Annotated in this window: 22 protein-coding genes; 10 read left to right on the forward strand and 12 right to left on the reverse strand. The window is 61.0% G+C overall.

Annotated features, from left to right (window positions below; genetic code table 11):
- Positions 1 to 207: 207 nt before the first annotated feature.
- Complete coding sequence (locus tag J8I87_RS39710; RefSeq protein ID WP_209937891.1) at positions 208 to 1515, forward strand: cation:proton antiporter; 1308 nt, start codon at positions 208 to 210, stop codon at positions 1513 to 1515.
- Between the two features lie 89 nt (positions 1516 to 1604).
- Here the strand turns inward: J8I87_RS39710 and J8I87_RS39715 are convergent, their stop codons facing one another.
- Entirely contained in the window at positions 1605 to 3167 is a 1563-nt protein-coding gene (locus tag J8I87_RS39715) for a SulP family inorganic anion transporter (RefSeq protein ID WP_209937892.1), read from the reverse strand.
- A 77-nt stretch (positions 3168 to 3244) separates the two neighbouring features.
- Positions 3245 to 3913, reverse strand: a complete 669-nt coding sequence (locus J8I87_RS39720; RefSeq protein ID WP_209937893.1) for a carbonic anhydrase — start codon at positions 3911 to 3913, stop codon at positions 3245 to 3247.
- Positions 3914 to 4136: 223 nt separating this feature from the next.
- On the opposite strand from J8I87_RS39720, the gene irlR reads away from it, so the two are divergent.
- Both irlR and J8I87_RS39730 read left to right on the forward strand, forming a co-directional pair.
- Positions 4137 to 4808 carry a heavy metal response regulator transcription factor IrlR gene (gene irlR / locus J8I87_RS39725; protein WP_209937894.1) on the forward strand — a complete coding sequence of 224 codons (672 nt, stop codon included), beginning with the start codon at positions 4137 to 4139 and terminating at the stop codon, positions 4806 to 4808.
- A gap of 5 nt (positions 4809 to 4813) precedes the next feature.
- Positions 4814 to 6235 (forward strand): heavy metal sensor histidine kinase, encoded by a 1422-nt coding sequence (locus J8I87_RS39730; RefSeq protein ID WP_209937913.1) that lies wholly within the window; start codon positions 4814 to 4816, stop codon positions 6233 to 6235.
- An 81-nt stretch (positions 6236 to 6316) separates the two neighbouring features.
- On the opposite strand, the gene J8I87_RS39735 is transcribed toward J8I87_RS39730, so the two are convergent.
- The 4 genes from J8I87_RS39735 to J8I87_RS39750 form a co-directional block, all read right to left on the reverse strand.
- Positions 6317 to 6652 (reverse strand): DUF4148 domain-containing protein, encoded by a 336-nt coding sequence (locus J8I87_RS39735; RefSeq protein ID WP_209937895.1) that lies wholly within the window; start codon positions 6650 to 6652, stop codon positions 6317 to 6319.
- Positions 6653 to 6728: 76 nt separating this feature from the next.
- Entirely contained in the window at positions 6729 to 7061 is a 333-nt protein-coding gene (locus J8I87_RS39740; RefSeq protein ID WP_209937896.1) for a DUF4148 domain-containing protein, read from the reverse strand.
- Between the two features lie 609 nt (positions 7062 to 7670).
- Positions 7671 to 8738, reverse strand: a complete 1068-nt coding sequence (gene alr / locus J8I87_RS39745) for an alanine racemase (protein WP_209937898.1) — start codon at positions 8736 to 8738, stop codon at positions 7671 to 7673.
- Positions 8739 to 8833: 95 nt separating this feature from the next.
- Positions 8834 to 10126, reverse strand: a complete 1293-nt coding sequence (locus J8I87_RS39750; protein ID WP_209937899.1) for a D-amino acid dehydrogenase — start codon at positions 10124 to 10126, stop codon at positions 8834 to 8836.
- A 419-nt stretch (positions 10127 to 10545) separates the two neighbouring features.
- Between J8I87_RS39750 and J8I87_RS39755 the strand changes: the two genes are divergently transcribed.
- The 3 genes from J8I87_RS39755 (at position 10546) to J8I87_RS39765 (ending at position 12251) form a co-directional block, all read left to right on the forward strand.
- The gene (locus J8I87_RS39755) at positions 10546 to 10983 is read left to right on the forward strand and encodes a hypothetical protein (RefSeq protein WP_209937900.1); all 438 of its coding nucleotides are present in this window, start codon (positions 10546 to 10548) and stop codon (positions 10981 to 10983) included.
- A gap of 90 nt (positions 10984 to 11073) precedes the next feature.
- Complete coding sequence (locus tag J8I87_RS39760; protein WP_209937901.1) at positions 11074 to 11568, forward strand: hypothetical protein; 495 nt, start codon at positions 11074 to 11076, stop codon at positions 11566 to 11568.
- 263 nt (positions 11569 to 11831) lie between these two features.
- The gene (locus tag J8I87_RS39765) at positions 11832 to 12251 is read left to right on the forward strand and encodes a cupin domain-containing protein (protein ID WP_209937902.1); all 420 of its coding nucleotides are present in this window, start codon (positions 11832 to 11834) and stop codon (positions 12249 to 12251) included.
- A gap of 34 nt (positions 12252 to 12285) precedes the next feature.
- On the opposite strand, the gene J8I87_RS39770 is transcribed toward J8I87_RS39765, so the two are convergent.
- A complete protein-coding gene (locus J8I87_RS39770) occupies positions 12286 to 12738 on the reverse strand; it encodes a PRC-barrel domain-containing protein (protein WP_209937914.1) in 453 nt (150 codons plus the stop codon).
- A gap of 212 nt (positions 12739 to 12950) precedes the next feature.
- Here J8I87_RS39770 and J8I87_RS39775 point away from each other — a divergent pair, with 212 nt between their 5' ends.
- The 3 genes from J8I87_RS39775 (at position 12951) to J8I87_RS39785 (ending at position 14772) form a co-directional block, all read left to right on the forward strand.
- Positions 12951 to 13652, forward strand: a complete 702-nt coding sequence (locus tag J8I87_RS39775; RefSeq protein WP_209937903.1) for a TetR/AcrR family transcriptional regulator — start codon at positions 12951 to 12953, stop codon at positions 13650 to 13652.
- A 41-nt stretch (positions 13653 to 13693) separates the two neighbouring features.
- Positions 13694 to 14164, forward strand: a complete 471-nt coding sequence (locus J8I87_RS39780) for a hypothetical protein (protein ID WP_209937904.1) — start codon at positions 13694 to 13696, stop codon at positions 14162 to 14164.
- A gap of 341 nt (positions 14165 to 14505) precedes the next feature.
- Complete coding sequence (locus J8I87_RS39785) at positions 14506 to 14772, forward strand: hypothetical protein (RefSeq protein WP_209937907.1); 267 nt, start codon at positions 14506 to 14508, stop codon at positions 14770 to 14772.
- Positions 14773 to 15196: 424 nt separating this feature from the next.
- Here the strand turns inward: J8I87_RS39785 and J8I87_RS39790 are convergent, their stop codons facing one another.
- Entirely contained in the window at positions 15197 to 15520 is a 324-nt protein-coding gene (locus J8I87_RS39790; protein WP_209937916.1) for a hypothetical protein, read from the reverse strand.
- A 947-nt stretch (positions 15521 to 16467) separates the two neighbouring features.
- Complete coding sequence (locus J8I87_RS39795) at positions 16468 to 17688, reverse strand: hypothetical protein (protein ID WP_209937908.1); 1221 nt, start codon at positions 17686 to 17688, stop codon at positions 16468 to 16470.
- A gap of 345 nt (positions 17689 to 18033) precedes the next feature.
- Here J8I87_RS39795 and J8I87_RS39800 point away from each other — a divergent pair, with 345 nt between their 5' ends.
- A complete protein-coding gene (locus tag J8I87_RS39800) occupies positions 18034 to 18816 on the forward strand; it encodes an ADP-ribosylglycohydrolase family protein (RefSeq protein ID WP_209937910.1) in 783 nt (260 codons plus the stop codon).
- Between the two features lie 121 nt (positions 18817 to 18937).
- Here the strand turns inward: J8I87_RS39800 and J8I87_RS39805 are convergent, their stop codons facing one another.
- The 3 genes from J8I87_RS39805 to istA all read right to left on the reverse strand — a co-directional run bounded on the left by J8I87_RS39805 (position 18938) and on the right by istA (position 24495).
- Entirely contained in the window at positions 18938 to 20245 is a 1308-nt protein-coding gene (locus tag J8I87_RS39805; RefSeq protein ID WP_209937911.1) for a tryptophan leader peptide, read from the reverse strand.
- A 1931-nt stretch (positions 20246 to 22176) separates the two neighbouring features.
- On the reverse strand, positions 22177 to 22965 hold the full coding sequence (gene istB / locus J8I87_RS39810) for an IS21-like element helper ATPase IstB (RefSeq protein ID WP_054919419.1): 789 nt from the start codon (positions 22963 to 22965) through the stop codon (positions 22177 to 22179).
- A gap of 6 nt (positions 22966 to 22971) precedes the next feature.
- The gene (istA, locus tag J8I87_RS39815) at positions 22972 to 24495 is read right to left on the reverse strand and encodes an IS21 family transposase (protein ID WP_209937912.1); all 1524 of its coding nucleotides are present in this window, start codon (positions 24493 to 24495) and stop codon (positions 22972 to 22974) included.
- Positions 24496 to 25122: the final 627 nt, after the last annotated feature.

Here is a 25122-nt window from a genome sequence, read left to right on the forward strand (position 1 = left end):
CTTTCACAAATCGGGCGGGATCCGTGCCTTGTTCGATCATTTTTTAGGCACCAATCTGTCCGCTATATTTCTGACGTATGAGTAAAGTCAAGCTTAAACAGCGATTCTCATCAATTAGACATTGCATCAGCTTAAAGAATCTTCGTCGCCATTCGTTCGATCCAACTCCACCACGCTATTCCCATCGACGTTGCCGGAGTACTCCCTTTGGAATTTGCCCTCGAACTGCCCATCCGTGCGGGCGGCCTGTTATTGATCATTGCGCTTTGCCACGCATTCGCGCAGCGGCTGCGTCTGCCGGATTCGTTTGCGCTCACAGGTGCGGGCGTATTGTTCGGCATCGCATATTGGGCGCTAGAACACTTCGAGCCTCGATTCACCGCTGCAACGATCACGCCGTTTCTGTCACCCGCCTTGCCCCCCGAGGCGTACTTATGGATATTCCTGCCGCCGATTCTCTTTCAGGCTGCGATGGAGGTCGATACCAAAGAATTTCTTGCGGACCTCGCGCCGATAGTCGTACTAGCAATCGGCGCAGTGCTGGCCGCGGCGGCAAGCGTGGGGATCATGGCGCATCTGATCAGCGGTCAAAGCCTCACCGTCTGTCTTCTGCTGGGTGCGATCGTCAGCACCACGGACCCTTCCACGGTCATCGCGCTATTCCGGCGCAGCGGCGTGCCGGACCGTCTGATCCGGCTGGTGGAGGGGGAAAGCCTTTTCAACGACGCGGCCGCCATTGCGATTTCCACATTGTTGATCGGTGCGCTTTCCGTCGTTCCGGGTTCGAGCGACGCGATCGAGCATCCGTTAGGCCATTTTCTGTTTTCGCTAGCAGGCGGCTGCGCGCTGGGGAGCATCGTCGGCGCGCTGTTCGTCGCGGTATCGAGAGCGCTTCATAGCGCGCCGTTTTCCGCGTACACGCTGTCGCTTGCGTTGCCCAATCTGATTTATCCATTGGCCGAGCACTGGTTGCACATGTCCGGCGTTGCGGCCGTGGTGTGCGCGGGCCTGATGGCAAGCCGGCTGCTGCGCTCGCGCTGGCCGGCCTCGCACCTGCGCCTCTTTCAGCAGCTTTGGGAGTATCAGGCCGCGCTGGCGGCTGCCGCCGTCTTTCTGCTCGCCTCCGCGCATGTGTCCGGCATGTTGACGCAACTCGACGCGTTGGACGCGCTGACGCTTTGCTTCGCGCTGGCGGCGGCCGTCGCGAGCCGTCTGGCTGTCCTGACGCTCTGTGTGCCGCTGTTGAGCCGGATCGGCATCTGCAAACCGCTGCCGCGGGCGCACCGGCTGCTGATCGCTTGGGGCGGCGTGCGCGGACCCGTGACACTGACGCTTGCGCTATGCGTCGCCCGCAATGCGGCATTGGCCGACGGGCCACGCCAGTTTGCCGCGACGATGGCGGCCGGGTTCGTGCTTCTCAACCTGGTCTGCAACGGACTCACGCTCGGCAAGCTGACGGCACGTCTGGGAATCAGGCGCCATGAGAGGGTTGTGCAAGCAGACTCGCTGCAATGAGTCGGCCCGTTGATCCCGCCCGCCACGCTAACCATCAATGCAGCCGACCGGCCGGGACCATCGGACCACGAGACCCTGGCGTGCGCCCCTCACTGCCTGCCGACGCGCATCGGGAAGCCCGGACGCCTGACGCGCTCTTCCCGCGCGACGGGCGTAAGCTGCCGCAGCTCGACATGTATCCCTCGCGCGGGCGCCGCTGCCACGAACTGATCGATCAGATCCCGCACGTCGGGGTCGATGCAATCGGCGCGGCTGCCGTCCAGGATCACCGTTGCGCGGTCGGGAATCGACTTCAGATGCTCTTTCAGGCTGACCTTCGCGAGAAACGACACGTCCTTGCGGAACGACAGCAGGAAGTGGTTGTCATGCTGCGCCATCGTGATCGGCCGCTGCACGTGCGCGTAAATGGCGAGCGCGATGCTGCATGCGATACCCATCAGGATTCCCATCAGCAGGTCGGTCAGCAGCACGCCGGCAATCGTCACGATGAACGGGGCGAAACGCGCGAAACCCTGCTTCGCCGTATCCGCGAACATCGACGGCTTGGCAAGCTTCAGTCCCGTGAAGATCAGAATCGCGGCGAGACAGGCAAGCGGGATCAGATTGATCACCGCTGTCAGCGCGAACACGCTCACGAGCAGCAGCACGCCGTGCACGAACGCGGACCAGCGGCTATGCGCCCCCGCGTCGACGTTCGCCGAACTGCGCACGATCACGGAGGTAATCGGCAGCGCGCCGATCGCGCCCGCCAGCATGTTGCCGATGCCTTGTGCCTTCAACTCGCGATCCGGCTGCGTCGCGCGTTTCTTCGGATCGATCTGCTCGACGGCTTCGAGACTGAGCAGCGTCTCCAGACTCGCAACGATGGCGAGCGTTATCGCGAGGCGCCAGACGTCGGGGTTGGCCAGCTGCGTCAATTCAGGCCAGTTGAACGCCGCATTTAACGCCGCCGCGGAAGCGAGCGAAGGCAGCGACACGCGATGTTCGAGCGGCGGCGCGAAGCCGGGGGCGGCGACATCGAGCAACAGCGTCGCGCCGATGCCGAACACGACGACCGCGAGCGGCGCGGGCACGTAGCGCACCAGCGCGAAGCGGCGTGCGGCTCTGGTTTCCCAACTCGCGAGAATCCCAAGCGACACGATTGCAATCACGCATGCAGCGATGGACATCGCCCCGAACGGCGTGTCGATGGTGCCCGCTGCCGCGTTCGACACGCTCGCGCCGCTGTTGGCGAAGCCCGCCGCGAGCGGCACCTGCTTGATGATCAGCAACACGCCGATCGCCGCCAGCATGCCTTTGATGACGGAAGAAGGCACATACGAGGCGAAGCGGCCGGCCTTGAGCACGCCGAATCCGAACTGCATCACGCCTGCGAGCAGAACGGCCATCAGAAACGAAGGAAAGCTGCCTAGCCTCGCTATCCCATCGACGACGATCACCACCAGCCCGGCCGCCGGGCCGCTGACGCTCAGATGCGAGCCGCTCAGCAAAGCCACGATGAGCCCGCCGATGATGCCCGAAAGAAGGCCGGCAAACGGATCGACGCCGGACGCATTGGCGATGCCCAGACACAGTGGAAGGGCGACGAGAAACACGACAGTGCCGGCAAACATGTCGCGGGGAAAGGATTCAAACTGTTCGCGTAAGGTCATGAGAAATTCCAGACGTGTCTGCAAGATACGCAGATCGACGATGTCTTGCGGGAATGGAGGCGTTGAACGGCGTCGCGTCAGCGGGCAACGGGCTCCGCGCTGTGCGGATGCACGTTCAGAGAAGCGACGCGCTGACCCGATGCGATATGCGTCGTGTGTCGGCCGCCCGGTGCGAGCAGCGTGATGCGGCCGTCGTGAAGTCCGAAGATCCAGCCGTGCACGGCGGGTGAATGGGCCGCGTTGCGTACGATCGACGTCGCGCGAATCGTCTGGACCTGCGCGATCACGTTCAGCTCCGCGAGCCGGTCGACCTGGTCATCCTCGCTCGCGCACTGGGCGAGTTGCGCCTTATGCGCGCCTGCGAGCACGCACAGCGGCGAGATGCGCCGCGCGACGTGCGGCAGATCCGACGGGACGGGCTGCAGCGCTGCGCTGACGCCGCCGCATCCATAGTGCCCGCACACGATGATGTCGTCCACCTTCAGAACCTGAACCGCATACTCGAGCACGCTCATCGCATTGTCGTCAGCAGTCGAAAAGAGGTTGGCTATATTGCGGTGGACGAACAGTTCACCCGGCGTGCAATTCGTGACGATCTCCGCGGGCACGCGGCTGTCGGAACACCCGATCCAGAGTACTTTCGGACTTTGTCCGCGCGCGAGGCCAGCGAAGAATGCGGGATCGCGCTGCGCCGATTCGCTGGACCATGCGATGTTTTGCAGTAGCATGTGTTTCGTTCGATTCATTGAGTACTCCGTGTGAGTATCTGTTCGGCATGTGCGGAACTGCGTTGCCGGACGGATGTCTACTTCAGCGATCAAGCGCTGGATCTAATCTTTGATTCCACGATTGCGAGTGGAGAATCAGGTTTGCCTAATCTAACGATGACCCCGTGCGCGTGCATGACCGCAGAATGACAAATTCGTCATGCATGCACGCCCCATGACGAAGTAAATGAAAAGAGCCGAAATGAGAATACTGATTGTGGAAGACGAATCGAAAACAGGCGCGTATCTGCAAAAGGGCCTCAGTGAAGCGGGTTTTGTGACGGACTGGGTCGGCGATGGCGTGACGGGACTGCACCAGGCGACCACCGAGTCATATGATCTCGTCGTGCTCGATGTGATGCTGCCGGGGCTCGACGGATGGTCGGTGCTGTCGGCGTTGAGGCGCTCGCACATGACTCCCGTCGTGCTGTTGACGGCGCGCGACGACACCACGGACAAGATCAAGGGCCTCGAGATGGGCGCCGACGATTACGTGGTCAAGCCGTTCGATTTCGTCGAGCTGCTCGCGCGCATTCGCACGATTCTGCGCAGAGGAAAAGGCCGCGACCCGTCGGTTCTGCGCGTGGCCGATCTCGAACTGGACCTGACGCGGCGCAAGGCGACGCGCCAGGGCAACACGATCCTTCTCACCAACAAGGAGTTCACGCTGCTCTGGCTGCTGATGCGGCGCGAGGGCGAAGTGCTGCCCCGCTCGACCATTGCTTCACAGGTGTGGGACATCAACTTCGACAGCGATACCAATGTGGTCGATTCCGCCGTGAGACGTGTGCGCGCAAAGATTGACGACCTGTATCCCGTCAAGCTGATCCACACGGTCCGAGGCATGGGCTACGTTCTGGAGGTGCGCGATTGAGCCGGCTGATCCAATGGTACTTGCCGCGCACGCTGAGCGTCCGGCTGGCCGTTCTGTTCGCGCTTGCCAGCACCATTCTGCTCACGGCCAATGGCGTGTTCCTGTATGCGGTGCTGAAGCAGGAGATCCACGGCGATGCGGCTCAGGAGATCGACGGGACGCTTGCTGAAGCGCGCTTGCGCCTCGCCGCGCTGAGCGGCGAGGAGGCGGTTGCGGCGCTGAGTCCCGCGTGGTTCCATCCGTTCCATGCGCACGAAAATATCGCACTGGCGATCTATGCCGGCGACGGACGCGAACTCGTGCGTTCACAGGCTTTCAATCTGGGCGAAGGGATGCGTGTCGATACCGCCATCACGGCGCCGCGCGGCTTCGACCGGAAAATCGGCGCGTTCCGGTACGTGGGCGCGTCGGTGCCGCTCGCGGGTTCCCCGTCGCGCAGGGCAGAGGTGCTCGTCGTGGTCCAGTACAACGGCAGCCGCCAGCAGGCTATGCTTCGCACTTATGCGTTCAATGTCTTTCTGGTGACGCTGATGGGTGCGCTGATCTCCGCGCTGTTCGCGTACTCGCTCGCGAAGCTGGGGCTTAGGCCGTTGAAGCTGCTCGCGCGGCGGGCCGATCAGATTTCGTCCAGCAAGCTGACTCAGCCGCTGCCGGACGTCACCATGTCCGGTGAGATTTTCGCGCTGAACCAGGCATTCAACCGGATGCTGCAACGCCTCGACGAATCGTTTGCGCGGCTGTCGCGTTTCTCTTCAGATCTCGCGCATGACATACGCACGCCGCTGACCAACCTGCTTGCCGAGCAGCAGGTGGCGCTGTCGAGGCCACGGGACGCGCACGAATACCGTTCGGTGATCGAGTCGGGCGTCGACGAAACGCAGCGTCTTTCACGAATGATCGATGACATGCTGTTTCTCGCCAGATCGGAAAATCACATGCACTGCCTGAACTTCGTGAGGATCGGCGCACGCGAAGAGGCAGAGCGGGTGGCCGGCTACTATGAAACGCTGGCGGGTGACAAAGGCGTCGAAATTCGCGTGATGGGCGATGCCCAGTTCGATGGAAATCGCGTTCTGGTGCAGCGCGCGTTGAGTAATCTGATATCGAATGCGATCACACACGCTCCTGCGGGCAGTGAGGTCGTCGTGCAGTGCACGGAGCGCGGCGATGTTGCGGAAGTGGCCGTCATCGATACCGGGCCGGGCATCGCCGCTGAACATCTGGGGCGTATCTTCGACCGCTTTTACCGGGTCGATCCGGCGCGCCATGAATCGGCATCGGGTGCGGGGCTCGGACTTGCCATCGTCAGTTCGATCATGGACGAACATCATGGCGAGTGCAGCGTCACCAGCGAGCCTGGTGTGCGCACGGCGTTCGTGTTGAGTTTCAGGCGCGCTTTTGCCCCGGCGGCCGGGGCGGCGCATTGATGTGTTCAACCGGGTCAGACGGAATGAGCACGGCAAATTGGGCCGCCACGCCGGCGGGCCCGCCGTGCTCATCGTCCGGCATCACGAACCCGCGTAGATGTTGCAGTAGGTGACGGGGCCGACGCAGTGCGGGTTGCCGTAAGGCATCGGATTTCCGTGCGACGTATTGCCCGACTGCTGCGATCCTGTAGGCACGCCGCCTTCATCGCCGCCCGGCGACGCTTGCGCCTTGACCTTGAACTTGTGCGCGAAGGCGGGATGGACATCGGGATAGGACGTCTCCGTGACATAGCGCAAGCCGTTGGCCTGCGCGTCGATGAGTTGCTGTTTCACCTCCGCGCGTGTCAGGCTCTGCGCTTGAGCGGCAGAAATAAAGAACACGGCTGAAGCCAGAGCGAACGTGATGATCGGTTTCATATACGACTCCATGAGTCAAAGGGATAGGGCATGCTTGCCCAAACGCTGGTGCGATACGCAATGCGGTGTTGCGGCTTTACTTGAAGTGGCGTTCTATCTCGGCAAAGCGCGCCTTGTTGCGCTCGATGGTGAACTTGCTCGGCGGGTAGTCGGCCTCCGTTGTCGGTATAAGGCCATCCCGGTACGCCTGAATGAGTTCTTCGCGTACTTCGGCGCGTGTCTTGCCCCGGCTGGCAGGATTGGACTTGAGCGGCGTACCCGACGAGATAGTCGTGTCCGGCGTGCCGCCGTAAGCCTGGGATTGGCGCGCGGGAATGTCCACGGGATACGGCGGGCCGTTATCTGCAAGCGCCAGCGGGGTCAGGAAAGCGCTGAGCAGGCCCACACCAAGCGCATGTCGAACTTTCATTGTTGAGCCTCCTTTTGAGTCGGTGTCTTGAATGACGCCGGGTGAGGCCAGTTTGGCTTGCGGAGGAATCCCCAACATGATCCCGAGATGATGTTTCTGTCATGAAGAGGCGGGGTCATACGGACGTCATATTCGCGATCTGTCTGGAATCGCAGTCGGGCAACGGGAGTGTTTGGCAGGGTCCGAATCGCACCGCGCTTGTTTGCGCGCTGCGATGGTCATTCGCGATGCAAGTGGTGGCTTGCAAACTAATCTTGTCGCGCGAGACGTGGCTTTGCGCAGGTTGTTACTTCAGCCTGGAAATGGCATCGTGGACGGGTGCCATGCTTGCGATGCCTGGCATAGCTGCAGACAAGCGCACTCATTGCGAGAGGTATGGTCAGCCTTACGACCCAGCACACTGGCCAGCCGGTGGCGTGTGTGCAACTGCTCCTTCCACGCTACGCAGCCGGACGCTCCAGGGTCATATCGGGTAACGTCGGTGCAGGCGGAAACATCCTCTGGCAGCCGTCGTCGTGGCGAAAGAAGTACAGTGCGAGCTTCTCTGAGTCGTACATGGCCCGATCAGCTTCGAGAAGGCCACGCCGTACCTCAGGAAGTCTCTAGCCGTCAGGCCACCATCACTGGAACGCGACGCGCTAATGCACACATCAGTTCGTATCCAATCGTGCCGGACGAAGCTGCGACGTCATCAATCTTGACTTGTTCGCCCCACAGCTCGACCTTCGAACCGATGCCCGCGTTGGGACAGGGCGTCAGGTCCACGGTCAGCATGTCCATTGAAACCCGGCCGACGGTGCGCGTGATGATGCCATCGACGCAGATGGGTGTGCCCGTCGGCGCATGGCGTGGGTAGCCGTCTGCGTATCCACAGGCAACCACGCCGATTCGCATCTCGCCGTCGGCTCGATAGGTTCGCGCGTAGCCGACAGTCTCGCCGGCGCGCATCGTCTGGACGGCAATGAGTTCGCTGTGCAATGTCATGGACGCGCGCAGTTCAACGTCGCTGATGTCCTTCGATTGCCCGGAAGGCGAAGCTCCGTATAGAACGATTCCAGGTCGCACCCAATCGCGATGAGCTTGCGCATGCCACAGAGTGGCTGCCGAGTTCGAGAGACTGCGCTCACCCGGAATGTCGCGCGTCGCGTTATCGAATTGCTCGAGTTGCCAATCGACACTGCCTTCGTCAGCATTTGCGAAGTGGCTCATCAACGTGATGTTGCCGATACCTTCTGACGCAGATGCGCGCGCCCACGCTGCTTGATAGTTTTCGGGAGTGAATCCGAGCCGGTTCATTCCCGAGTTCATCTTCAGATAGATGTCAATCGGACGCCTGGGCTTGGCGGCAACGATCAGCTTGCGGTGCTCGTCGGAGTGCACGGCCACGGTCAGCCCGAACTCGTCGGCCGTCTTCACGTCTTCGTTTGTGAATACGCCTTCAAGGAGGAGAACCGGCTTCTTCCAACCTAGTTCCCGAATGCGAACCGCTTCGTCGAGGTCGAGCAGCGCGATTCCATCAGCGGCCGCGAGACCGCTGTAGACGCGTTCGATTCCGTGTCCGTATGCGTTTGCCTTCACGACGGCCCAGACGCGAGATTTCGACGCCTTTCTTCGGACGATATCGAGGTTGTGTGCAACAGCGTCGGGATGGATGGAAGCTTTGATTGGGCGCGGCATGACCTGAATTCACAAGGAGTTTGAACGACGACCGTGAGCCTGCGGCGAGTCGGAAGGCCGCCCGCAAAGGTGCATATGGGTCGAACGGCTAACGCCTAGCCAAGTGCGAAATCCTCGGGCACGGGCGCCTCTTTCTCGTATCGGAAGACGTTGAGATCATCGAACTGGATTGCAGGCTTGCGGCCCGAAATGAGGTCAGCCAGAAGCTGCGCCGAGCCGCACGACATCGTCCAGCCCAACGTCCCATGGCCGGTATTCAGATAGAGGTTAGGCACAGCGGTGTGGCCGACAATTGGAGTGCCGTCCGGCGTCATTGGGCGTAGTCCAGTCCAGAAGGTCGCATGAGTCGTATCGCCGCCGCCTGGGAACAGGTCGTTCACACACATTTCGAGCGTCTCGCGACGCGCCTCGCGCAAGCGCTTGTCGAAACCAACGATCTCGGCCATACCGCCCACGCGGATGCGCTTCTCGAACCGCGTGATGGCGATCTTGTAGGTTTCGTCGAGGACGGTTGAGACGGGAGCGCGCGCCTCGTCGAGGATAGGCGCGGTGATCGAATATCCCTTGAGGGGGTAGACGGGAATCTTGACGAGCCCGGACAGGAAGTTGGTCGAGTAGGACCCGAATGCGACGACGAACGCGTCAGCATGAATCAGCTTGGCGCCATGGCGCACGCCAACCACCTTGCCTCCCTCGACGACCAGACCATCAACCGTCGTGTTGTAACGGAAGTTCACGCCTGCCTTCTCGGCAAGCGCCGCGAGCCGGGTCGTGAACAACTGGCAGTCGCCCGTCTCGTCGCCGGGCAGGCGCAGTCCGCCCGTCAACTTATGCGACGTTGCAGCGAGGGCAGGCTCGGCTTTCGCAAGCTCATTGGCCGACAGCAATTCGTACGGGACATTCGCCTCCTTTAGCACAGCAATGTCCTTCGCCGCGCCCTCGAACTGCTGCTGCGTGCGGAACACTTGCAGCGTGCCGCCCGTACGGCCTTCGTACTGGATGCCCGTTTCCGCGCGCAAAGCCTTGAGGCAGTCTCGACTGTATTCCGCGAGTCGGACCATGCGGTTCTTGTTGATCGCATAGCGCTCGGCCGTGCAGTTTTGCAGCATCTGCCACATCCACTGCAACTGAAACTGCTTGTCGTCATCGTCGGGGCGAATCGCAAGCGGGGCATGTTTCTGGAACATCCACTTCACGGCCTTCAATGGCACGCCTGGGGCTGCCCACGGCGCTGCGTATCCGGGTGAAATCTGCCCGGCGTTCGCGAAGCTCGTCTCGAGCGCCGGACCTTGTTCCCGGTCGATTACAACGACGTCGTGACCTGCTCGCGCGAGATAGAACGCGCTCGTAACGCCAACGACTCCACTTCCGAGGACAACGACTCTCATGTCGGGTGACTCCGAAATCAGGAAGGACATGCTAACAAAAACTGCCTACACGGGCGGGTGGCAGTAAGTGCCGTGATGCTAGTGGTAAAACGATAGTTTTTATTAACGTTTTTTTTGGCAGTTTTGGTTGTATCAACTGATGTTGCTGCGCAAGGCCGTTTGGATAACGACAAGCGGGGCTGGGAACGCCTTGCGACGCTCCTCCGTGGGCGAGCCGACGAGCGGCGGCCATCCGCATCTTGGCAGGCTTATCGTCGATGTCGCGTACGGCGGCGACTTTTGCCCGATCGCCATCATCGTGGCGATGGACCCAGGGAAGTTCGGCTGCGCTTCGACCAATGGCGGTCAAATTTTTCCTCGGAAACGCAACGCGGGCGGCGATAGACTGAGACTTCCGCATGCGTTCCGGGAGCCTGAGCATGACTTCACAAACCTGCCACCGCATCGACCTCGCGCGCGAGCAGCTGGAGATGGCGCTCGACGCGTTCCTGGAGCGCCATCGCTTTGCTTCGGCCATCACCCTGGCCAGCGCGGCCGAACGTGTACTGGGCCAAGCGCTGCTGAACAAGGGGCAACAGGCCGGCGTGGACTGGAAGTTCGATGCGGCCGACCTGGCGCACACGAAGCTGCACGGCCGGCCGCTGGACCGCAAGACGTTCAATGAGGCGGACAACTGTGTAGCCAACGCACTGCGGCACTTTGACAAGGCCGATGCGCCGGACTTCGAGGCCGACCTCGAGGAGGCCGCGTGCTGGATGCTGGTGCGGGCCTGCGAGAATGCACACCGGCTCGGGCTGACCGTGCAGGGCTTCGACGCGTTCAACGACTGGTTCTATCAGCATACCGTCGGCGTCTGAGCACGGGGCGGCCCGAAGAACAACAACTTCAGAACGGTCAAACTTCGCGATAACGCGGCAGACGTTTTTTTAACGAAGAGCGTATGAATCATGACGAAGAAGTTGACCGCCACCGCAATCGCGACCTGCCTCGCTTTGGTAACCGTCGGCGCTCTGGCTGGAACTGTTGATGTCGACTACAGGAACGCGACCTTCCGCATCGACAATGAAGACGTGAAATTGTCGAACGGCGAGCGAGCGGTACCGGCCGCACCTGGCTCGGCGACGCAGCACGTGACGCGTGTGTTAGGCAAGCCCGTCGGTGGCCGGCTTGACTCGAAGCCTGCTGCCGCGGTATTCCTGGTCGACGAACCAGGCGGTAGCGGCATCTTCAACTATGTAGCGGTGGCATTCAGTGACTGCAGTAAGACCAACGCGGTCTTCCTTGGCGACCGCATCGTGCCGCGGTCGATTGTGTTCCATGGCCGCTCCGTCGTCGTCACCTATCTGGACCGAAAACTGGACGAACCCATGGCCGCCATACCCAAGGTGAAAAAGAGCATGACGCTTGGCTTTGGTTCCAAGACCTGTCAGCTCGCCAAATAACAACACGGGCCGTGGCGGTCCTCGATTTCAGCTACTCGCCACCGTGTCTCTATTGCCGCGGCGACCGGCCGACGGTCGAGCGGACCATCCGCGTTGCTCAACGCCCACAGTTTCGCGTGCGATTCGCCGCCGCCGGACGCCGCTCAGCGACTGAAGCGTCCAGGAAGCTGAGAGCTGAAATCCCGGCCTTACCCTTTCTTCCGTCGCCTATAGTGATTGCCATGGGCGGGACGGATACGCGAGTTGATGACCGGAGGTGTGCAATGGAAACAACCTCACCGAGGGCGAAAGTGGGTCGTGTTGTTCGTGGTGGTGCCAGCTACATGTCCCAGCAGGGCTCCGTGCATGCGCCCGGTATCAGCAAGGAAACGGTGGGCTCCGAGGTTCTTTACCTGGGCGTGGTGTCCGTGCCGCCCGGGGGCAGAACCAGCGCTCACATTCACGAACACCATGACACCGCTCATTACATGCTAAGCGGCGACGAAATCGAGTTCTATACGGGCGAGGAACTGGAAGACCGGCAGGTGGTACGCCCCGGTGATTACATCTTCACCCCGGCGGGCGTGGTCCATGTCGCCGTCAACCGCAGCCCGACCCCCGCCGTCTTCGTCGTCGCCCGCAATGAGCCGACAGCGCGGGAATGCGTGGTCATGCGTCCGGAACTCGACGCCAAGGTGCCGTGAGCGGGGTGTGATGCGGGCGAGGGAAGTTGGATTTCTAGATGTTGGTCTCGCGTCCTTCGCTGATGTCACGGGTAGCGGTCCAGTAGGGTTCGCGGTTGTAATAGTGATGGACCTGGTTGCCCCACTTTTCATCCGCCATCGAAGGCCAGTGGTCCTTGTCGACCCCGGGCTCATCCTTGAGTCGCTGGGCCGGGATGTCCACGACGAAACACCGGTCGATTGCATCCAGTGTCAGTGCGCTCCACGGGATGCCGTGCAGCGTATGACCAAGGCCGAGGAATCCCCCGGTCGAGACGACTGCATAGGCAATCCGTCCACTTCGCACGTCCACCATGAGGTCGGCAATCTTGCCCACGTGTTCGCCGTCGGACGACATGACCTTTTCGCCATTGAGCGTGGTCGCTGCCACCACCTCCCGTCCGGGACCCGCGCCGCCGGTGTTGCCAACGCGCCCGGCAGCGGATTGCAGCGTGACAGGACGTCTGATGGGTCAGCCTGCGTAGGCAGGCCTGCTGCCAGGTCACCAAGCGCGCCGAAGAAGTCAGCCGCCGGAAGCGAAGCAATCTCGTGCAACCGGCCCAGCACCGCCGAGTCGTCATACTCTACTCTCTCCGGGAAAGCGGCATTTTACAGCCCGGCGCAGACGCGCATAATGGCTGCGTCACCTAAGCTTTCCACTGCAAAGATGGAGCGCCGACAATGAACGAACCCAAAGTGAAAAGAGACCCCGAGGGCACGCGCCGGCGCATTCTGGAAGCCGCGAAGCAACAATTCGCAACGCACGGGCTCGCCGGGGCGCGCGTCGATGCAATTTGCGCCACGGCCAGCACGAACGAGCGGATGCTCTATTACTACTTCCAAAGCAAGGAAGGGCTGTACGTCGCCGTTCTCGAGGCCATGTACGTGGAGTTCGCGAATCATGAGGTGAGCCTGGACCTGTCGGGGCTGCAACCCGCAGACGCGATTCGGGCGCTCGCACTCTCCATATGGGATTACCTGAGGGCAAACCCCCAGTGGCTGAATCTCATCAACAACGAAAATCTGCACGGAGGGCAATATCTCGAGCGCTCGCCGAAACTGCGAGAGGCCATTTCGCCGGTGATTAGCTTATTGAACGCAACCTTGGCGCGTGGCGCAGCTGCCGGCGAATTCCGAGCCGATGTGGATGCGCTGGATTTCTACGTGACCTTGGTCGCAATGGGCTATTACGTGGTGTCGAACCGGTTCACCCTAAAAGCGTTCGTCGGGCGCGACTACTCGGAGCCGTCTGTCATCGAGGCAGTATCCGCGATGCAGGTTGAGATGCTGCTTTCGTTTTTGAGGCCAGCATCGACAGCCACACCCCTCTATCCTGCGGACGCTAGAGCTGCTGCACGAGAGGACGGGGCTAGAATGAACTGACGGTATCCGGCTCGCTATTGCCGACGTCGGCTTCCTGACACATGACCATCGTTCGGAGATTGCGCGCGGCCGGTACCGCGTTCCTGCTGTCGGCGCTTTGCGCAGCCTGCGCGAGCCCACACCCACCACCGGGCGCCAAACTGTACGCGCGGGAATACTTCGGCACGGCGCCGGGCCATGACGTCACCGACAGGGTCGAGTTCTTCGGGGTGGGCTTCTCGGCCAGCAAGTCGGTGGTGCTCCGCGTTGACCACCTGCCGGGCGACGCGCACGACACCGTCTTCACCGTCCCGGGCACGCCGCTCGCGGACCAGTACGGCTTCCTCGATTTTGACTACGCGCCACCGTGTCTCTACCGCCGCGGCGACCGGCCGACGGTCGAACGGCCCATCCGCGTGCGCGCGACCGATGTGGCCGGCTGGACCGTGTATGCCGACTCGCTGACCGCCCAGAGTTTCGCGTGCGATGCGCCGCCGCCGGACGCTGCGCAGAGACTCGGGCCGGCGAAGTGAGGCCGCTTTCAGCAACGGAGCCACGCACGCGGACTTGGGACAGACACGGAGAACAGCCAACCGGGTAACGAACTTATCGGGAACAACGGGCTTTCAGAGTGCCATACATCGCGATTGTTGACGTCATGACCCTGGGCTTCTGTGGGAAAGGTCGCTGAAGCGGTGACGGCTTCGATGCTCGGTATCAGCCAGGAGCACCCCTCCGGAGTCGTACTGGCCCGGCTACGAGGGCAGTCGGGTTTTTTCATGTGTCTGACTGCCGAGTTTGCAGGCGCGCGGCCGGAAGAGGCACGCCTATACTTGAATCAGGCCATCAAAGGCCAGGAAACAAGGAGAATCTCATGTTTCCAACCCTGAAACGTCACGCTCCAACACCGGAGGGCAAGTTCCGCGTCATCGAAGAGCATTTCATGTTTCCAAAGTGCCGATTCGCGTCCGACGACCCCAAAGCAGTCGCGGCATGGTTGCGCGAGAACGGCGGCTACGGTCAGCCAATCAAGCATGATGCTGGACTGCATGTAGCGACAGCGGACAACCAGTACATCCGCAGCGGACCGACGCTCGACCGCTGGATTGACGACGCGCTCGCCGCGCCCGCGAACCAGTAACAGACGCCTTTCCTCAAACCCGACTCCAGCGAGTCGGGTTTTTTGCTTGCAGCCTTTCGGCTAGGACTCTTCTTGCGCACTACTTATGCGCGTACGTGTCCGCAGACCACGGAGCCGGCTGCGTCCCCGTCGTTGGCCGGTCGACTGCGGAAAGGTCTGGAACCACTGGAACGTGGCCGCGCTGTGATTGAGCAGCAGTGTTCCGCACATAACATCGGGGTCGAGGGTGTCTCTGTGGAACAGATTGGGGAACCCACCTACAAAGCGGTCGCCGGGTATGTTTTCCGTGAGCTTCTGCGTTCCAATGACCGTGTTTCTCTGGCAGAAACGCGGCTGTCACGGTCTGCTTGAAAGGCTGGGCACAGGTGCCGCGGTGAGGCAAGTCGATTCCGCGAAAGCCCCACCGTTTTTTTGACTCGTTTGTTTAGTGGCCGCTGTCGGCGTTGCATCGTGGCAAATGACCACAGGTAGCCAATCCCGAGGGGGTTAAGCTACCACTTGCTCCGGTGCTATCGGATACGCCGCCATACCCGGAGGTGCTGTTTTTCATTTCGCCGTACATCGCAGCCAGCGGGATCGAGACAGGGTCCCCGTGGTAGGTCATGCCGGCAGTCGCCGCGCCATGCGCGTTGCCTCCGCCACTCCCACCATTGCCGTTGCCGCCACCCATTGCAAATGCGGCGCCCGACGCGCAGATTGAAGCGACGATGCCGCAGGTCAGGACGGTTTTCAATCTCAGATACTTCATGATTTGCCTCCTTGAAGTTCGACACACCCAGGTCGCGTCGAGACTCCATGTGCCGCTATCGACGGACCGGTTGCGTAGCGGCGGTGCACAAACGGTAGATTCACTCCGGAAACGCGGACGCTTGCGGCGTGAATATCATAGGAATACGCGTTAGTCGCGGACCGCTGCCCTAAATGACACGGCCGTTGCTCGAATGGCTCAACGAGAAGAGTGTCTCTAATCGCACAGCCCGATAGCGCTGCGTTTCCTGCATATACGGGCGACTCGGCTGGTCGGATGCAACCGTGGTGTGGCGGCCGGCTGCATTCCAGGGTCGGGGCGGGCTGTGTTCGGCCTGTGAGACGCAAGACGAGCTCGTGGGGAGGCAGTCAACGTACTCGAGGCCATCGGTCAGATTGCTCTCGATGAATTGGTTGAATTCAAGAACCTGGTCCAGAGCATGGTGACGCGCAGCGCCAGGTCTGCCGCGCCGCTGGGGCAGCGTGTGCTGTGGTCGCCAAGCTGACGCAGTCGCGCTATCGTTGAATTGTGCAGTTCCCAGTAGCACAAACATGATGCGAGGATTTCGGTTTTGCGGGCCATGCGGCGGAGCATTTGCGTTCGTAGGGCCTTTTCCCGCTTGGGGGCCGCCTTGGTGGGCGCTGAAACCATCTCGCAATTTTGGAGGCTATAGCGACGCTCCCTGGGCCGAGAAGCTTGTCGCGCTGGCAGAGCCAATTAACTGCCCTTTACGACTTAAAAGACGGACGCTGCGGGCGCGGCGGAATCGGTCTACGCTGCAGCAGCAGAACGTGATGGATGCGCATCACGCGGTTAGAACAGGCTTTGCTGGTCCGTGTCGGTAATATTGGAACCAGCCTCGACCACGAGGTGAGCGTCCATCAAAAGTGCAGTCACCAGTCTCGGCGACGCGCGCAACAGCCGCGAGATAACAGCCACGAACTCGGTCACGGTGCCGACGGGGTGACCGTCGTCGAATGAGTCGAGCAGCACTTGTACCATGTCCACCGGAATCTGCAACCCCGCCGGGTGGCGAGTACACGCAACTGACTGGCCGACAGGTTCGCATGCGTCGACCACACAAGACTTTCCTCAAAGTCCGTGTGCTTACGCAACACCACGTACAGGTCCCTGCGCGCATCGCGATAGCCCAGGATGCCGCGCGCGACGAGTTCCGAAAGATACGCCTTCGTCGCGACCAGGGTGGCTCCCGGGAAGGCAGGGGTGACGTCATAGCGCGATTCCACCCAGCCGAGCACCTCTGGCGCGGTAAAGTCACTACTCGCAGTGCGCGGCGTCGCGTGCAGGATGAACCGCGCGAGAACGTCCGCCTCCCAGATTCTCCGGTCGACGCCGAAAACTTCCCCGTTTTTCACCTCAATGTCGACTTCGGGCGGCCATCTGTCGCATGGAAGCTGCATCAGTCGCTCAAGCACTTGAAGTTTCTGTGTAGCCGCGAGCTGGCGATAAACCGCACTGTTGGTGAAAGAGACTGCGCGGTGCCACGGCTTCGACTCGTCGACGTCCTGCGGCCCGGGACTGGCAACGACACGCGAGTCGCCACGGTCGCTGGCCCTTGCGCTGGGTGCAATCAGCCATGCCTTGTTGTTGATGTCGTGAAGCAGCGCCTGTCTAAGGTCCGCGAATCCGCGAACCTCGCCGGGTGCAGGCAGGCTGACCTGCAGCATCGGCACGTCGGGAGGCATCTTCCCGCTTTTGGTGTCGACAGACGTGAGTCCGGGCACAACCAGGCGAATGGCGACCTGACCGAACTGGGAGTCGGACGCAAGAAAGTCGACCGGGACGCTCGCGACCTTGACGTCAGAAGCGGAGAAGCCCCAGAAAAGAAGGATGCCGGTTAAGCGCGCTCTGGGTAGGCCTGTCACCTCCTGCTTGTCGACGCGCGGCGACGAGGGAGCTGGCACCCGCATGAACCGGGCGTCTTCGAGAACGCTCTGTGCGGCGGCACGCATTGCGTGATGTGCCGACAGGCGGCATCGCACACCCGATGCGTGGATGAAGTAAGGAAACACCGAGCCACTGATTCGTTGCAGGGGCTTCTTACAGGCAACGCAAAAGTACTCCGACCGCTGGCTGACAAAAAATGCGCTGGCTGCCGCTATCTTGCCGGTGACGTCCTTTGCAAAAGCGATGTGCGCAGTGGACATGGGCGTGAGGGTCCGTTTGCTTGCCTTTCTTTTACATCATCTACAAAAAAAGCGCGCGAATGAGAACGCCGCAGGGTCGGCAAGCGTACAAACTGTTGGGATTGGGCCACGACGTCGTTCCACTGGCGGCCGGTGAACGGCGAGCACGGGTTCGCCAGGCAAAGCCGACGTGAATCCCACGACGGGCCGAACAGGCATTCCAGGCCCCCCGAACGCGCGACGCACGAGTTCGACACCGGACGCACCCGCGAGTCGCGCAGCATGATTTCCACACACCGCTGTGGGCGGGATTATTCTTGAATTGCGCGTCGGCGGTAGGTAGTCGATTGCTTGAGGGGGAAAGAAATGCGTGGGGCAGTTGTTGGCGATGTATCGGGCTCTTCGTACGAAGGCAGTCGCGCTTTGACTCGGGAAGAAGACCTTTTCGGCCCTGGTAGCACTGTGACGGATGATTCCGTTTGCACCGTCGCAATTGCAGAGGCAGTGCTGAACGATGTATCTTTCGCGCAAAGCCTGCAGGTCTGGGGGCGCGCATACCCCAATGCGGGTTATGGTGGCGCATTCCGGCGCTGGCTTTTCGAACCTGGTCCGCAGCCGTATGGGAGCTTTGGTAACGGTGCGCTCATGCGGGTGTCGCCGACTGTCGCTCTTTCGGATAGTCTTGACCACGCACTCGCACAGGCGCGCGCCGCTACCGAAGTTACCCATAATCATCCGATTGCCCTGAAGGCCGTAGACACCTACGTAAGCGCGCTTTGGGCCGCGATTCTGGGCGAAGGGCATGAAGCCGTCTGCTCCACCATCGAAGCGTCCGGAACGTCCGCGCACGATGTTGAGGTGGCACACAGAGAATACCTTCCACGAATTCGGGCAGACGAGACTCTCGAGGATGTGCTGTCTTGTCTCAGAAATGCCAATAGCTTCGAATCGTTGATGCGAGAATGCCTTTTCCATGGCGGTGACACTGACACCATTTGCGCCGTGGCAGGCGCTATTGGAGAAGCGCTCTGGGGCATTCCGCTTTCACTTCTTCAGCAAGCCCTAGCCCACGTACCGGAGCGGCTAACAGCCGTTCTGGTTAGAGAATACGACCGACTTTCGCAACTACATCCGCATCTGGCGCAGTGAAATTCTCGCAGCGCGAGCGGCACCGATTCGTTCTTAACCAGGCCTCCCGAGCAAGGTGTTTTGCGAAACTGTCTGAGTCCCGCAGGGGAGCCAGTCGAATACCGTGCGCCAATGAGAAGCGTCAGGCCGGCATCTGCCCCGGCGGGTCGTCCAGGATGCGAAGCTTGTCGCTCATATCAGGGGAGTTGTGACCTGCGGCGCGGAGTTCACTCACGAGTCGATGTGCCGCGGCCTTGCAGTGTGCTAGCGTCTCATGCAGGCGCGGCTCTGCCTGCAAGCCGATAACCGCCTTCTCAAGGTCAGCAGGCGATTCGCTTAGCAGGGCGGGAACAACTTCCTCCGGTGGTATCAGAGAGCCGTGACTCAATAGCTGAGCGGTCCAGTCGCATCCGTACAGAAGCGCACGTCGTTCGGCCTTTCGCGCTTCGTCCTGCTCGAGTGTCGCGAGGCTATGTCGGTTCTTCTGAATCTCGGAGCGCCACGTCGCCAGGATGTCGGCTCGCAGTGCCGCTATCGCGTCACCGAGCGACGTGTTCTGACCACCTGCTGCAAGGCGACGCTCATCAAGTCTGTCCACGTGGTCACGATAACCTTGGAGGAATGGTTGCCAGTTCAACGGCAACTCCTGCGTCTGGGAGAATGTGTGACGAACCTCAGTGAATTCGTTGCGGATGTCCTGGAGGGCCTGGTTGTCGGCAAGACGCGCTTCATGGACGTCGTGGGCTGTCACCAACTGACGGTGCAGGGGGAAGAGTGGATTGCTGTATCGGCGTTGCAGGTGTCGCTCGGCTGCGCCAGGCAGGGCGCTCCATTTCCAGTTGGGTAACAATTTCGCGTCAAATTCGACCGCCTGTATCATTGGTCGGAAAACAGCCAGCGCTTTCTCTGTGGCATGGCGAAAGCAGTCTGCCAACTTGTAGTCATTGCCTTGCAGGCTAGCATCCTGATTCCCGACGTAAGGCGAGTCGGGCGTGAGCCTGAGGGTGCCTGTGGCCAGGAAGAATTCCGTCGGCAGTTCCACGGACAGCCCCTCCTGTCTAAAGGTGCGCTGTTCAGCGGAAATTGCCTCAACAGAATGCGCCAGGCGGTTTTCGAAGTCGAGGAGCGCATCAATCGTGTCTCCCGATGTTGGCTGCGCCGCATCGGCAAGCAGGCAGAACGATTCGCGTGCCATCCTCGCCGCGATGGTGCCGTGCTTCTCAGCAAACAGCCAGAACCAAAGTGCAAGCTGATAGCCGTTGACACCGGTTCGGGCGGTTTGTTCGACGTCGGATGTAAACGTGATGCCGGGCGCTGCCCAGCTCGTGAACGGCGGTGCTCCATCGCCCTGGTACATGTCCACGAGTTGCCGTATCGATTCGTGCGTACCGGTGGGCCAGTTGTGCACCTCCTCGTGGCGCTTCTCGGTCTTCCAGAACCTCAAGTCCATGATGAACCTCGCAAGAGAGCAAGCGTATCCGTGCTATGCGCTGCGAGGGATACTTGCACACTCTGCGGGTGGCGTAAACCGGGGACTGTACTTCGTCGACGGCAGTTTCGCCAGGCGAGAGGCGATGCCGTTAGCCACGCCGCTTCCGCTGTGAGAGCGGTGGCGTGCCGGTTGAACGCAGCGGTTAAGGAACGCAAAAGAACGGGAGCAGACGGCGGATGGTAGCAGCCCACGCGCCTCTGCCCTCCTGGAAATGGGCCACGCGGAGAGTCGCTGCTCCATGTGACTTTCTGCGGCCATAGTCTCGAAGTGACAACGGTACGAGCGCGCCCCGCAGGGCGTCTTCTCAAGACTCGAGAGATTTCGCGTCGAGCGTCTACAGGTCATATTGGTTTCGACCCTTGATTCTCGCCAGCACGCCACCTATTGTGGCAAGTGCCATAACGGCACGAGACACAGGGAGTACACCATGCCAACGCCCAGAAAGGCCTCGCCTGCTCACGGGGCTGAAGCCGAGATGTCGGGCAAGAAGAAGGTAGCCTCGCCGGCGAAGGCTGCCGGGAAGGCGCAGGGCGAGAAAAGCCCTCAAATGACCAGGCAGCGACCCAAGAGCAAGTCGAAAGCTTGAAACGGAAGCGCCCCGAGAGACGCGGCGTTTTCATTCTGTGGCCACGCACACCCTCGTTTCCTGGAAACGAGGCGAACCCGCGTCGATGGGTCGCGACTTACCGACGGGTTCGATGCCGAAGCCGAGCAACCATTTCGAGTAGCAGAGGACGAAGTGGCGGACATGGCGCGCGCCACACAGAACGACCAGTGCGTAACGACAGTTGGACTTGTCCGTGGCGGCCGAATTACCGCGTGACATCCAGCGGGTTGGCGGCGCAGTTGCCTTTCATGGCGGATTTGTTCTATCCGAGGGATACGCGGGTGCTGTTGAATAGAGGTGCGGTCAAACGAAGAACGATTCGATAACAGCGTGCCGAACGATTCTGCTGATGATGCGACGACTAGGAGGTGCGTGCACGATGAAGTCCGTAACGTACGTTTGTACATCGAGCAGCAGGAAAATCGATGGAAGGCTCGACGAGAGCACAGCCTGGTTCGAATTCCATCAGGTGGCCCATCTGTTCGATATGAGTCTCGAACAGGCAGCCAAGCTACTCCGGCAAGCGGGCGTGACCGGCGACATTGAGGCTGCAAAAGACGTTAGGGCGTCCGACCGCTGCAAATGCCTGCTGAGTCATCGGGCAGTTGTCGCGGTCGGATACCAGGTCAACTATGGTAGGGCGACAGCCTTCCGTCACTGGTGCGCATCGGGCCTAGCTGTCCTGTTCCGTTAAATCTCCCTTGTACTGACAGTTCCATGAATCCTGTCACACACGTACCCGGTTGCACCGCGGAGATGCATGGGCCGTGACCGTCAGCACCAGGCAATGCTTCTATGCGCAGCCATGCACCCTTATGGTGGCATCTTTAATCGATGAATCGCTTTTGCTCGTTCGGTGTCGGGCTGTGCGATTGTCGGACCGCTTTGAGGAGCCGCCCGCGATACGACGTCAACGCTGTTCTCACCGGATTCGAACAATCGAACACAGCTAACGGGATGTTCGCTCGACTATTGGCCCAGAAAGTGCGTGCAGAAACGCAACGACATCCTGCATCTCGTCGTCGGTCATCTGGATTGGCATGCGCCCACTGTGCGACGTGCCCCTTTGGGACAGTTCTGACTGTCCAACCGCGGCTGCAGGTGCGCGTACGTAATGCGCGACAACGTCATCAAGGGTCGCCATCTGGCCTGAGTGCATGTATGGCGCTCTCAACGCAACATTGCGCAAGCTCGGGGTGTCACGGATCGGCGTAATCGAGCCAGGGATGGTCGGCGTAATGAGGCCACTCAGAATGGCCTCGAAACGCGATTTCGAAGGGTCTCAAGAATGCGGTTTTTTGCCTGATTTTGCAACCGTGTTTTCGCTGTTTTCAGGCATCGGTTTTGGCTTACGGAAGCTCTCTCCCTCGATCACAATGCGGTAGGCACCGTGGCGTAGCCGGTCAAGCGTGGCGGCGCCGAGGATACGGTTGTCGGGGAATGCATCGCCCCATTCGCTCAGATCGAGATTTGACGTGATGACCATTGCCGCTCGCTCGTACCTCGCGGCAACCAGATCATGGAAGTCTTCGTCGTGAGGTGCACGAAGGGGTTTGAGCGCGAAGTCATCGACAATCATGAGCGGCACGCGCACGAACTGCTGGAACTTTCGTTCGTAGACGCCCGTGGCGCGGGCCGCGTGCAGTTTCTTGAGTAAGTCCGTTTGCGTGATGAACAGCACGTCACGCCCCTGGCGGGCGGCGCAGTGGCCCAGAGCCTGCGCCAGGTGAGACTTGCCGACGCCTGTTTGGCCAGCCAGTAAAACGCAGACCTTCTCGTCGATGTAACGGCCCGTGGCGAGATCATGGATGTGGGCGCGATTGAGTTTCGGCAAGCGATCGAAGTCGAAGGTTTCGAGTGTCTTGCCCAGCGCAAAGCCGGCGCGGGCGAGTCGCACCCCCAGCTTTTTCTGGTCGCGCCGTGCGACCTCGTCGTGCAGCAGCATGGCAAGGAACTCGGTGTAGGCAAGCTGCCCGTCGATGGCCTGACGGTTGCGCTGTTCGAGCGAGTCGAGAATGCCCGACAGGCGCAGTTGCTTGAGGATCGTGTTCAGTTCTGGACTTGGATTCATGGAAGTTCAATGGAGCAGAATGGACTGGAGGTCGCGGCCGAAGCGGCCGCCGTTCAGATAGGTGCTGGCAGGTGCCGGCGTCTGGGCCGGCGCAGCCGCGGGCTGGCTCTCCAGCCCCTTGTCGAGAATGGTCTTGACGGTGCGGTACTTCGGGCTCGCGTACGCGAGTGCGCGTTCGCATGCAGCATTCAGGCGGTGATCGCCGACCTTCTCGCGCAGGCGCACGATGCCCTGTGCGCCGCGCAGATTCACCAGTACCTTGTCGTTGAACAGCGCGAGGATCACGGCGTGGCAGGCCGGGCCAATCTCCTTTGCGCGGGCCAGGCACCATTGGGGATCGTGCTCGAGCCACGCCTGTGCTTCGGGTGGCTGATGGTCGCGCACGGTAGAGCGATCGCCTGGCTTGCGCTTGCGGGCATGGGTCGCGACGAGTTCATGGCGGTGGAACACCTGCACGACGGTATCGGTCGCCTTCAGCCACAACTGCTTGCCGATCAGCGTGAACGGCACCGAGTACAGCACGTTCTTGTAGACGACGTGCCCGTCGGTGTGCACCTTGACCTCGCTCCACACGGCGAGTACCGGCGGCACATCGGGCAGTCCTGTGAGTAGCGGTTTCTCGATTGCGAATCGCGCCAGCGGCTGTTCACGCGTCGTGCCGTGCTCGCGCGTGCCTGCCTGCTGCATCACCCACTCGCGCAGTTGCCGGTTCGCATCGGCCAGATCACGGAATTCGCGCAGCGGCACGAAGGAGCGCTTTACATATTTGACTCCCGATTCAACGACTCCCTTCTTCTGGGGATCACGGGGCGGGCATGCGTCGATCCGGAAACCGTATGCCTCGGCCAGCGAGGCGTACGAGCGTTGAACCTCGGGGCTGTGCATGGAGTGCCTGATGATCGCGCATTTGGCGTTATCGATGGTCACACGGCCAGGACAGCCCCCGAACCATTCGAACGCACGCCGGTGGCAGGCCAGCCACGTTTCGACGGTTTGATCCAGCACGAGCTCGGCATACTGGTGCCGGGACCAGCACAGGGTCATCACGAAGATCCACGTCTTGAGCGCAGTGCCGGACTCGTGCGTCAGTACGGGCCCGGCGCCGAAGTCGACCTGAGCGGCTTCGGTCGGGGCAAAATCGAGAATTGTCGTCGCCCTGACACCGCGCTCGGCCTTCAGATGCAGCAGGAAGCGGCGCACGGCCGAATAGCTGCCGGTATAACCGTGGTTGCGTTCGAGCGCGCTGAAGATCGTCGTACCCTGTACGCCGGCGTCGAACCAGCCGCGCACGACGTCGCGAAACGGTTCAAGGGAGGAAATGCAGCTGCGCGCCACCTTCGGGTCGCGCCCGAAGATACCGGCCAGCTCCGCGTCATCCGGCAACGGCCGCCCGGGATCGAGCCAGCCACGAGCGAGCGCGACCTGCCGTACAGTCTTGAGCTTGCTGCGTCCCATTAGGCGGGCGCCGGCAATGTCGCGGTCGGAATCGCCCTGACGCATGCGCGCCAGGACTTGTCGATATTCAAACATTTCGAAACTCCTTCTACTCATCGACCCTCCGGGCAAAGACGCCGAAGGTACCGGGTTACGGAAGTTCGAAATGCGTTTCGGGCTGCAGCCCGACATAACCACGAGCCTGTCAAGTGGCCCGATTACGCCGATCCTGAGATGGCTCCAATACGCCGATCATCGAGTGGCTCCATTGCGCCGATCACGCACTGGCTCGATTACGGCGATCATCCGGTGGCTCGATTACGCCGATCATGAAATGGCTCTAATACGCCGATCCGTGACACGGGGTCTTAAAGGCTCCCTCCATGCGTGGGTCGTCGGTCACCAGAAAGCTCAGTTCCTGACACGCTTGCGCAGTCGCATCACTGTAGCGACCGAGGCAGTTGAATTCGTCCGATTGGACCCTGGCCGTTGCCGGCGCGCGGCCATGGTCAAGGTGTGCCATGTCTCTGGGCACAATGCCCGTATTATGGAACGCTTGGTCGGTCAGGAGTGGGCCGCTATGGCATGTTGCGCATTGGCCTTTGCCGATAAAAAGGTGCAGACCTTTGACCTCCTGTGAGGACAACTGAGGTTGACCCGGTTCGACGGACGGATTTGCAGCCAGCGATTTGATGCGATCTAACCTCCGTTGAGTGTTGAGTC

The sequence above is a fragment of the Paraburkholderia sp. LEh10 genome, from assembly GCF_017814945.1.
In the GTDB taxonomy this organism is placed as follows: domain Bacteria; phylum Pseudomonadota; class Gammaproteobacteria; order Burkholderiales; family Burkholderiaceae; genus Paraburkholderia.

Bases quoted from the DNA above. Each gene is read 5' to 3' on its own strand.
- J8I87_RS39715 (WP_209937892.1), bottom strand. From the start codon at position 3,167: ATGACCTTACGCGAACAGTTTGAATCCTTTCCCCGCGACATGTTTGCC.
- J8I87_RS39720 (WP_209937893.1), bottom strand. From the start codon at position 3,913: ATGAATCGAACGAAACACATGCTACTGCAAAACATCGCATGGTCCAGC.
- irlR (WP_209937894.1), top strand. From the start codon at position 4,137: ATGAGAATACTGATTGTGGAAGACGAATCGAAAACAGGCGCGTATCTG.
- J8I87_RS39735 (WP_209937895.1), bottom strand. From the start codon at position 6,652: ATGAAACCGATCATCACGTTCGCTCTGGCTTCAGCCGTGTTCTTTATT.
- J8I87_RS39740 (WP_209937896.1), bottom strand. From the start codon at position 7,061: ATGAAAGTTCGACATGCGCTTGGTGTGGGCCTGCTCAGCGCTTTCCTG.
- alr (WP_209937898.1), bottom strand. From the start codon at position 8,738: ATGCCGCGCCCAATCAAAGCTTCCATCCATCCCGACGCTGTTGCACAC.
- J8I87_RS39750 (WP_209937899.1), bottom strand. From the start codon at position 10,126: ATGAGAGTCGTTGTCCTCGGAAGTGGAGTCGTTGGCGTTACGAGCGCG.
- J8I87_RS39755 (WP_209937900.1), top strand. From the start codon at position 10,546: ATGACTTCACAAACCTGCCACCGCATCGACCTCGCGCGCGAGCAGCTG.
- J8I87_RS39760 (WP_209937901.1), top strand. From the start codon at position 11,074: ATGACGAAGAAGTTGACCGCCACCGCAATCGCGACCTGCCTCGCTTTG.
- J8I87_RS39765 (WP_209937902.1), top strand. From the start codon at position 11,832: ATGGAAACAACCTCACCGAGGGCGAAAGTGGGTCGTGTTGTTCGTGGT.
- J8I87_RS39775 (WP_209937903.1), top strand. From the start codon at position 12,951: ATGAACGAACCCAAAGTGAAAAGAGACCCCGAGGGCACGCGCCGGCGC.
- J8I87_RS39780 (WP_209937904.1), top strand. From the start codon at position 13,694: ATGACCATCGTTCGGAGATTGCGCGCGGCCGGTACCGCGTTCCTGCTG.
- J8I87_RS39785 (WP_209937907.1), top strand. From the start codon at position 14,506: ATGTTTCCAACCCTGAAACGTCACGCTCCAACACCGGAGGGCAAGTTC.
- J8I87_RS39790 (WP_209937916.1), bottom strand. From the start codon at position 15,520: ATGAAGTATCTGAGATTGAAAACCGTCCTGACCTGCGGCATCGTCGCT.
- J8I87_RS39795 (WP_209937908.1), bottom strand. From the start codon at position 17,688: ATGTCCACTGCGCACATCGCTTTTGCAAAGGACGTCACCGGCAAGATA.
- J8I87_RS39800 (WP_209937910.1), top strand. From the start codon at position 18,034: ATGCGTGGGGCAGTTGTTGGCGATGTATCGGGCTCTTCGTACGAAGGC.
- J8I87_RS39805 (WP_209937911.1), bottom strand. From the start codon at position 20,245: ATGGACTTGAGGTTCTGGAAGACCGAGAAGCGCCACGAGGAGGTGCAC.
- istB (WP_054919419.1), bottom strand. From the start codon at position 22,965: ATGAATCCAAGTCCAGAACTGAACACGATCCTCAAGCAACTGCGCCTG.
- istA (WP_209937912.1), bottom strand. From the start codon at position 24,495: ATGTTTGAATATCGACAAGTCCTGGCGCGCATGCGTCAGGGCGATTCC.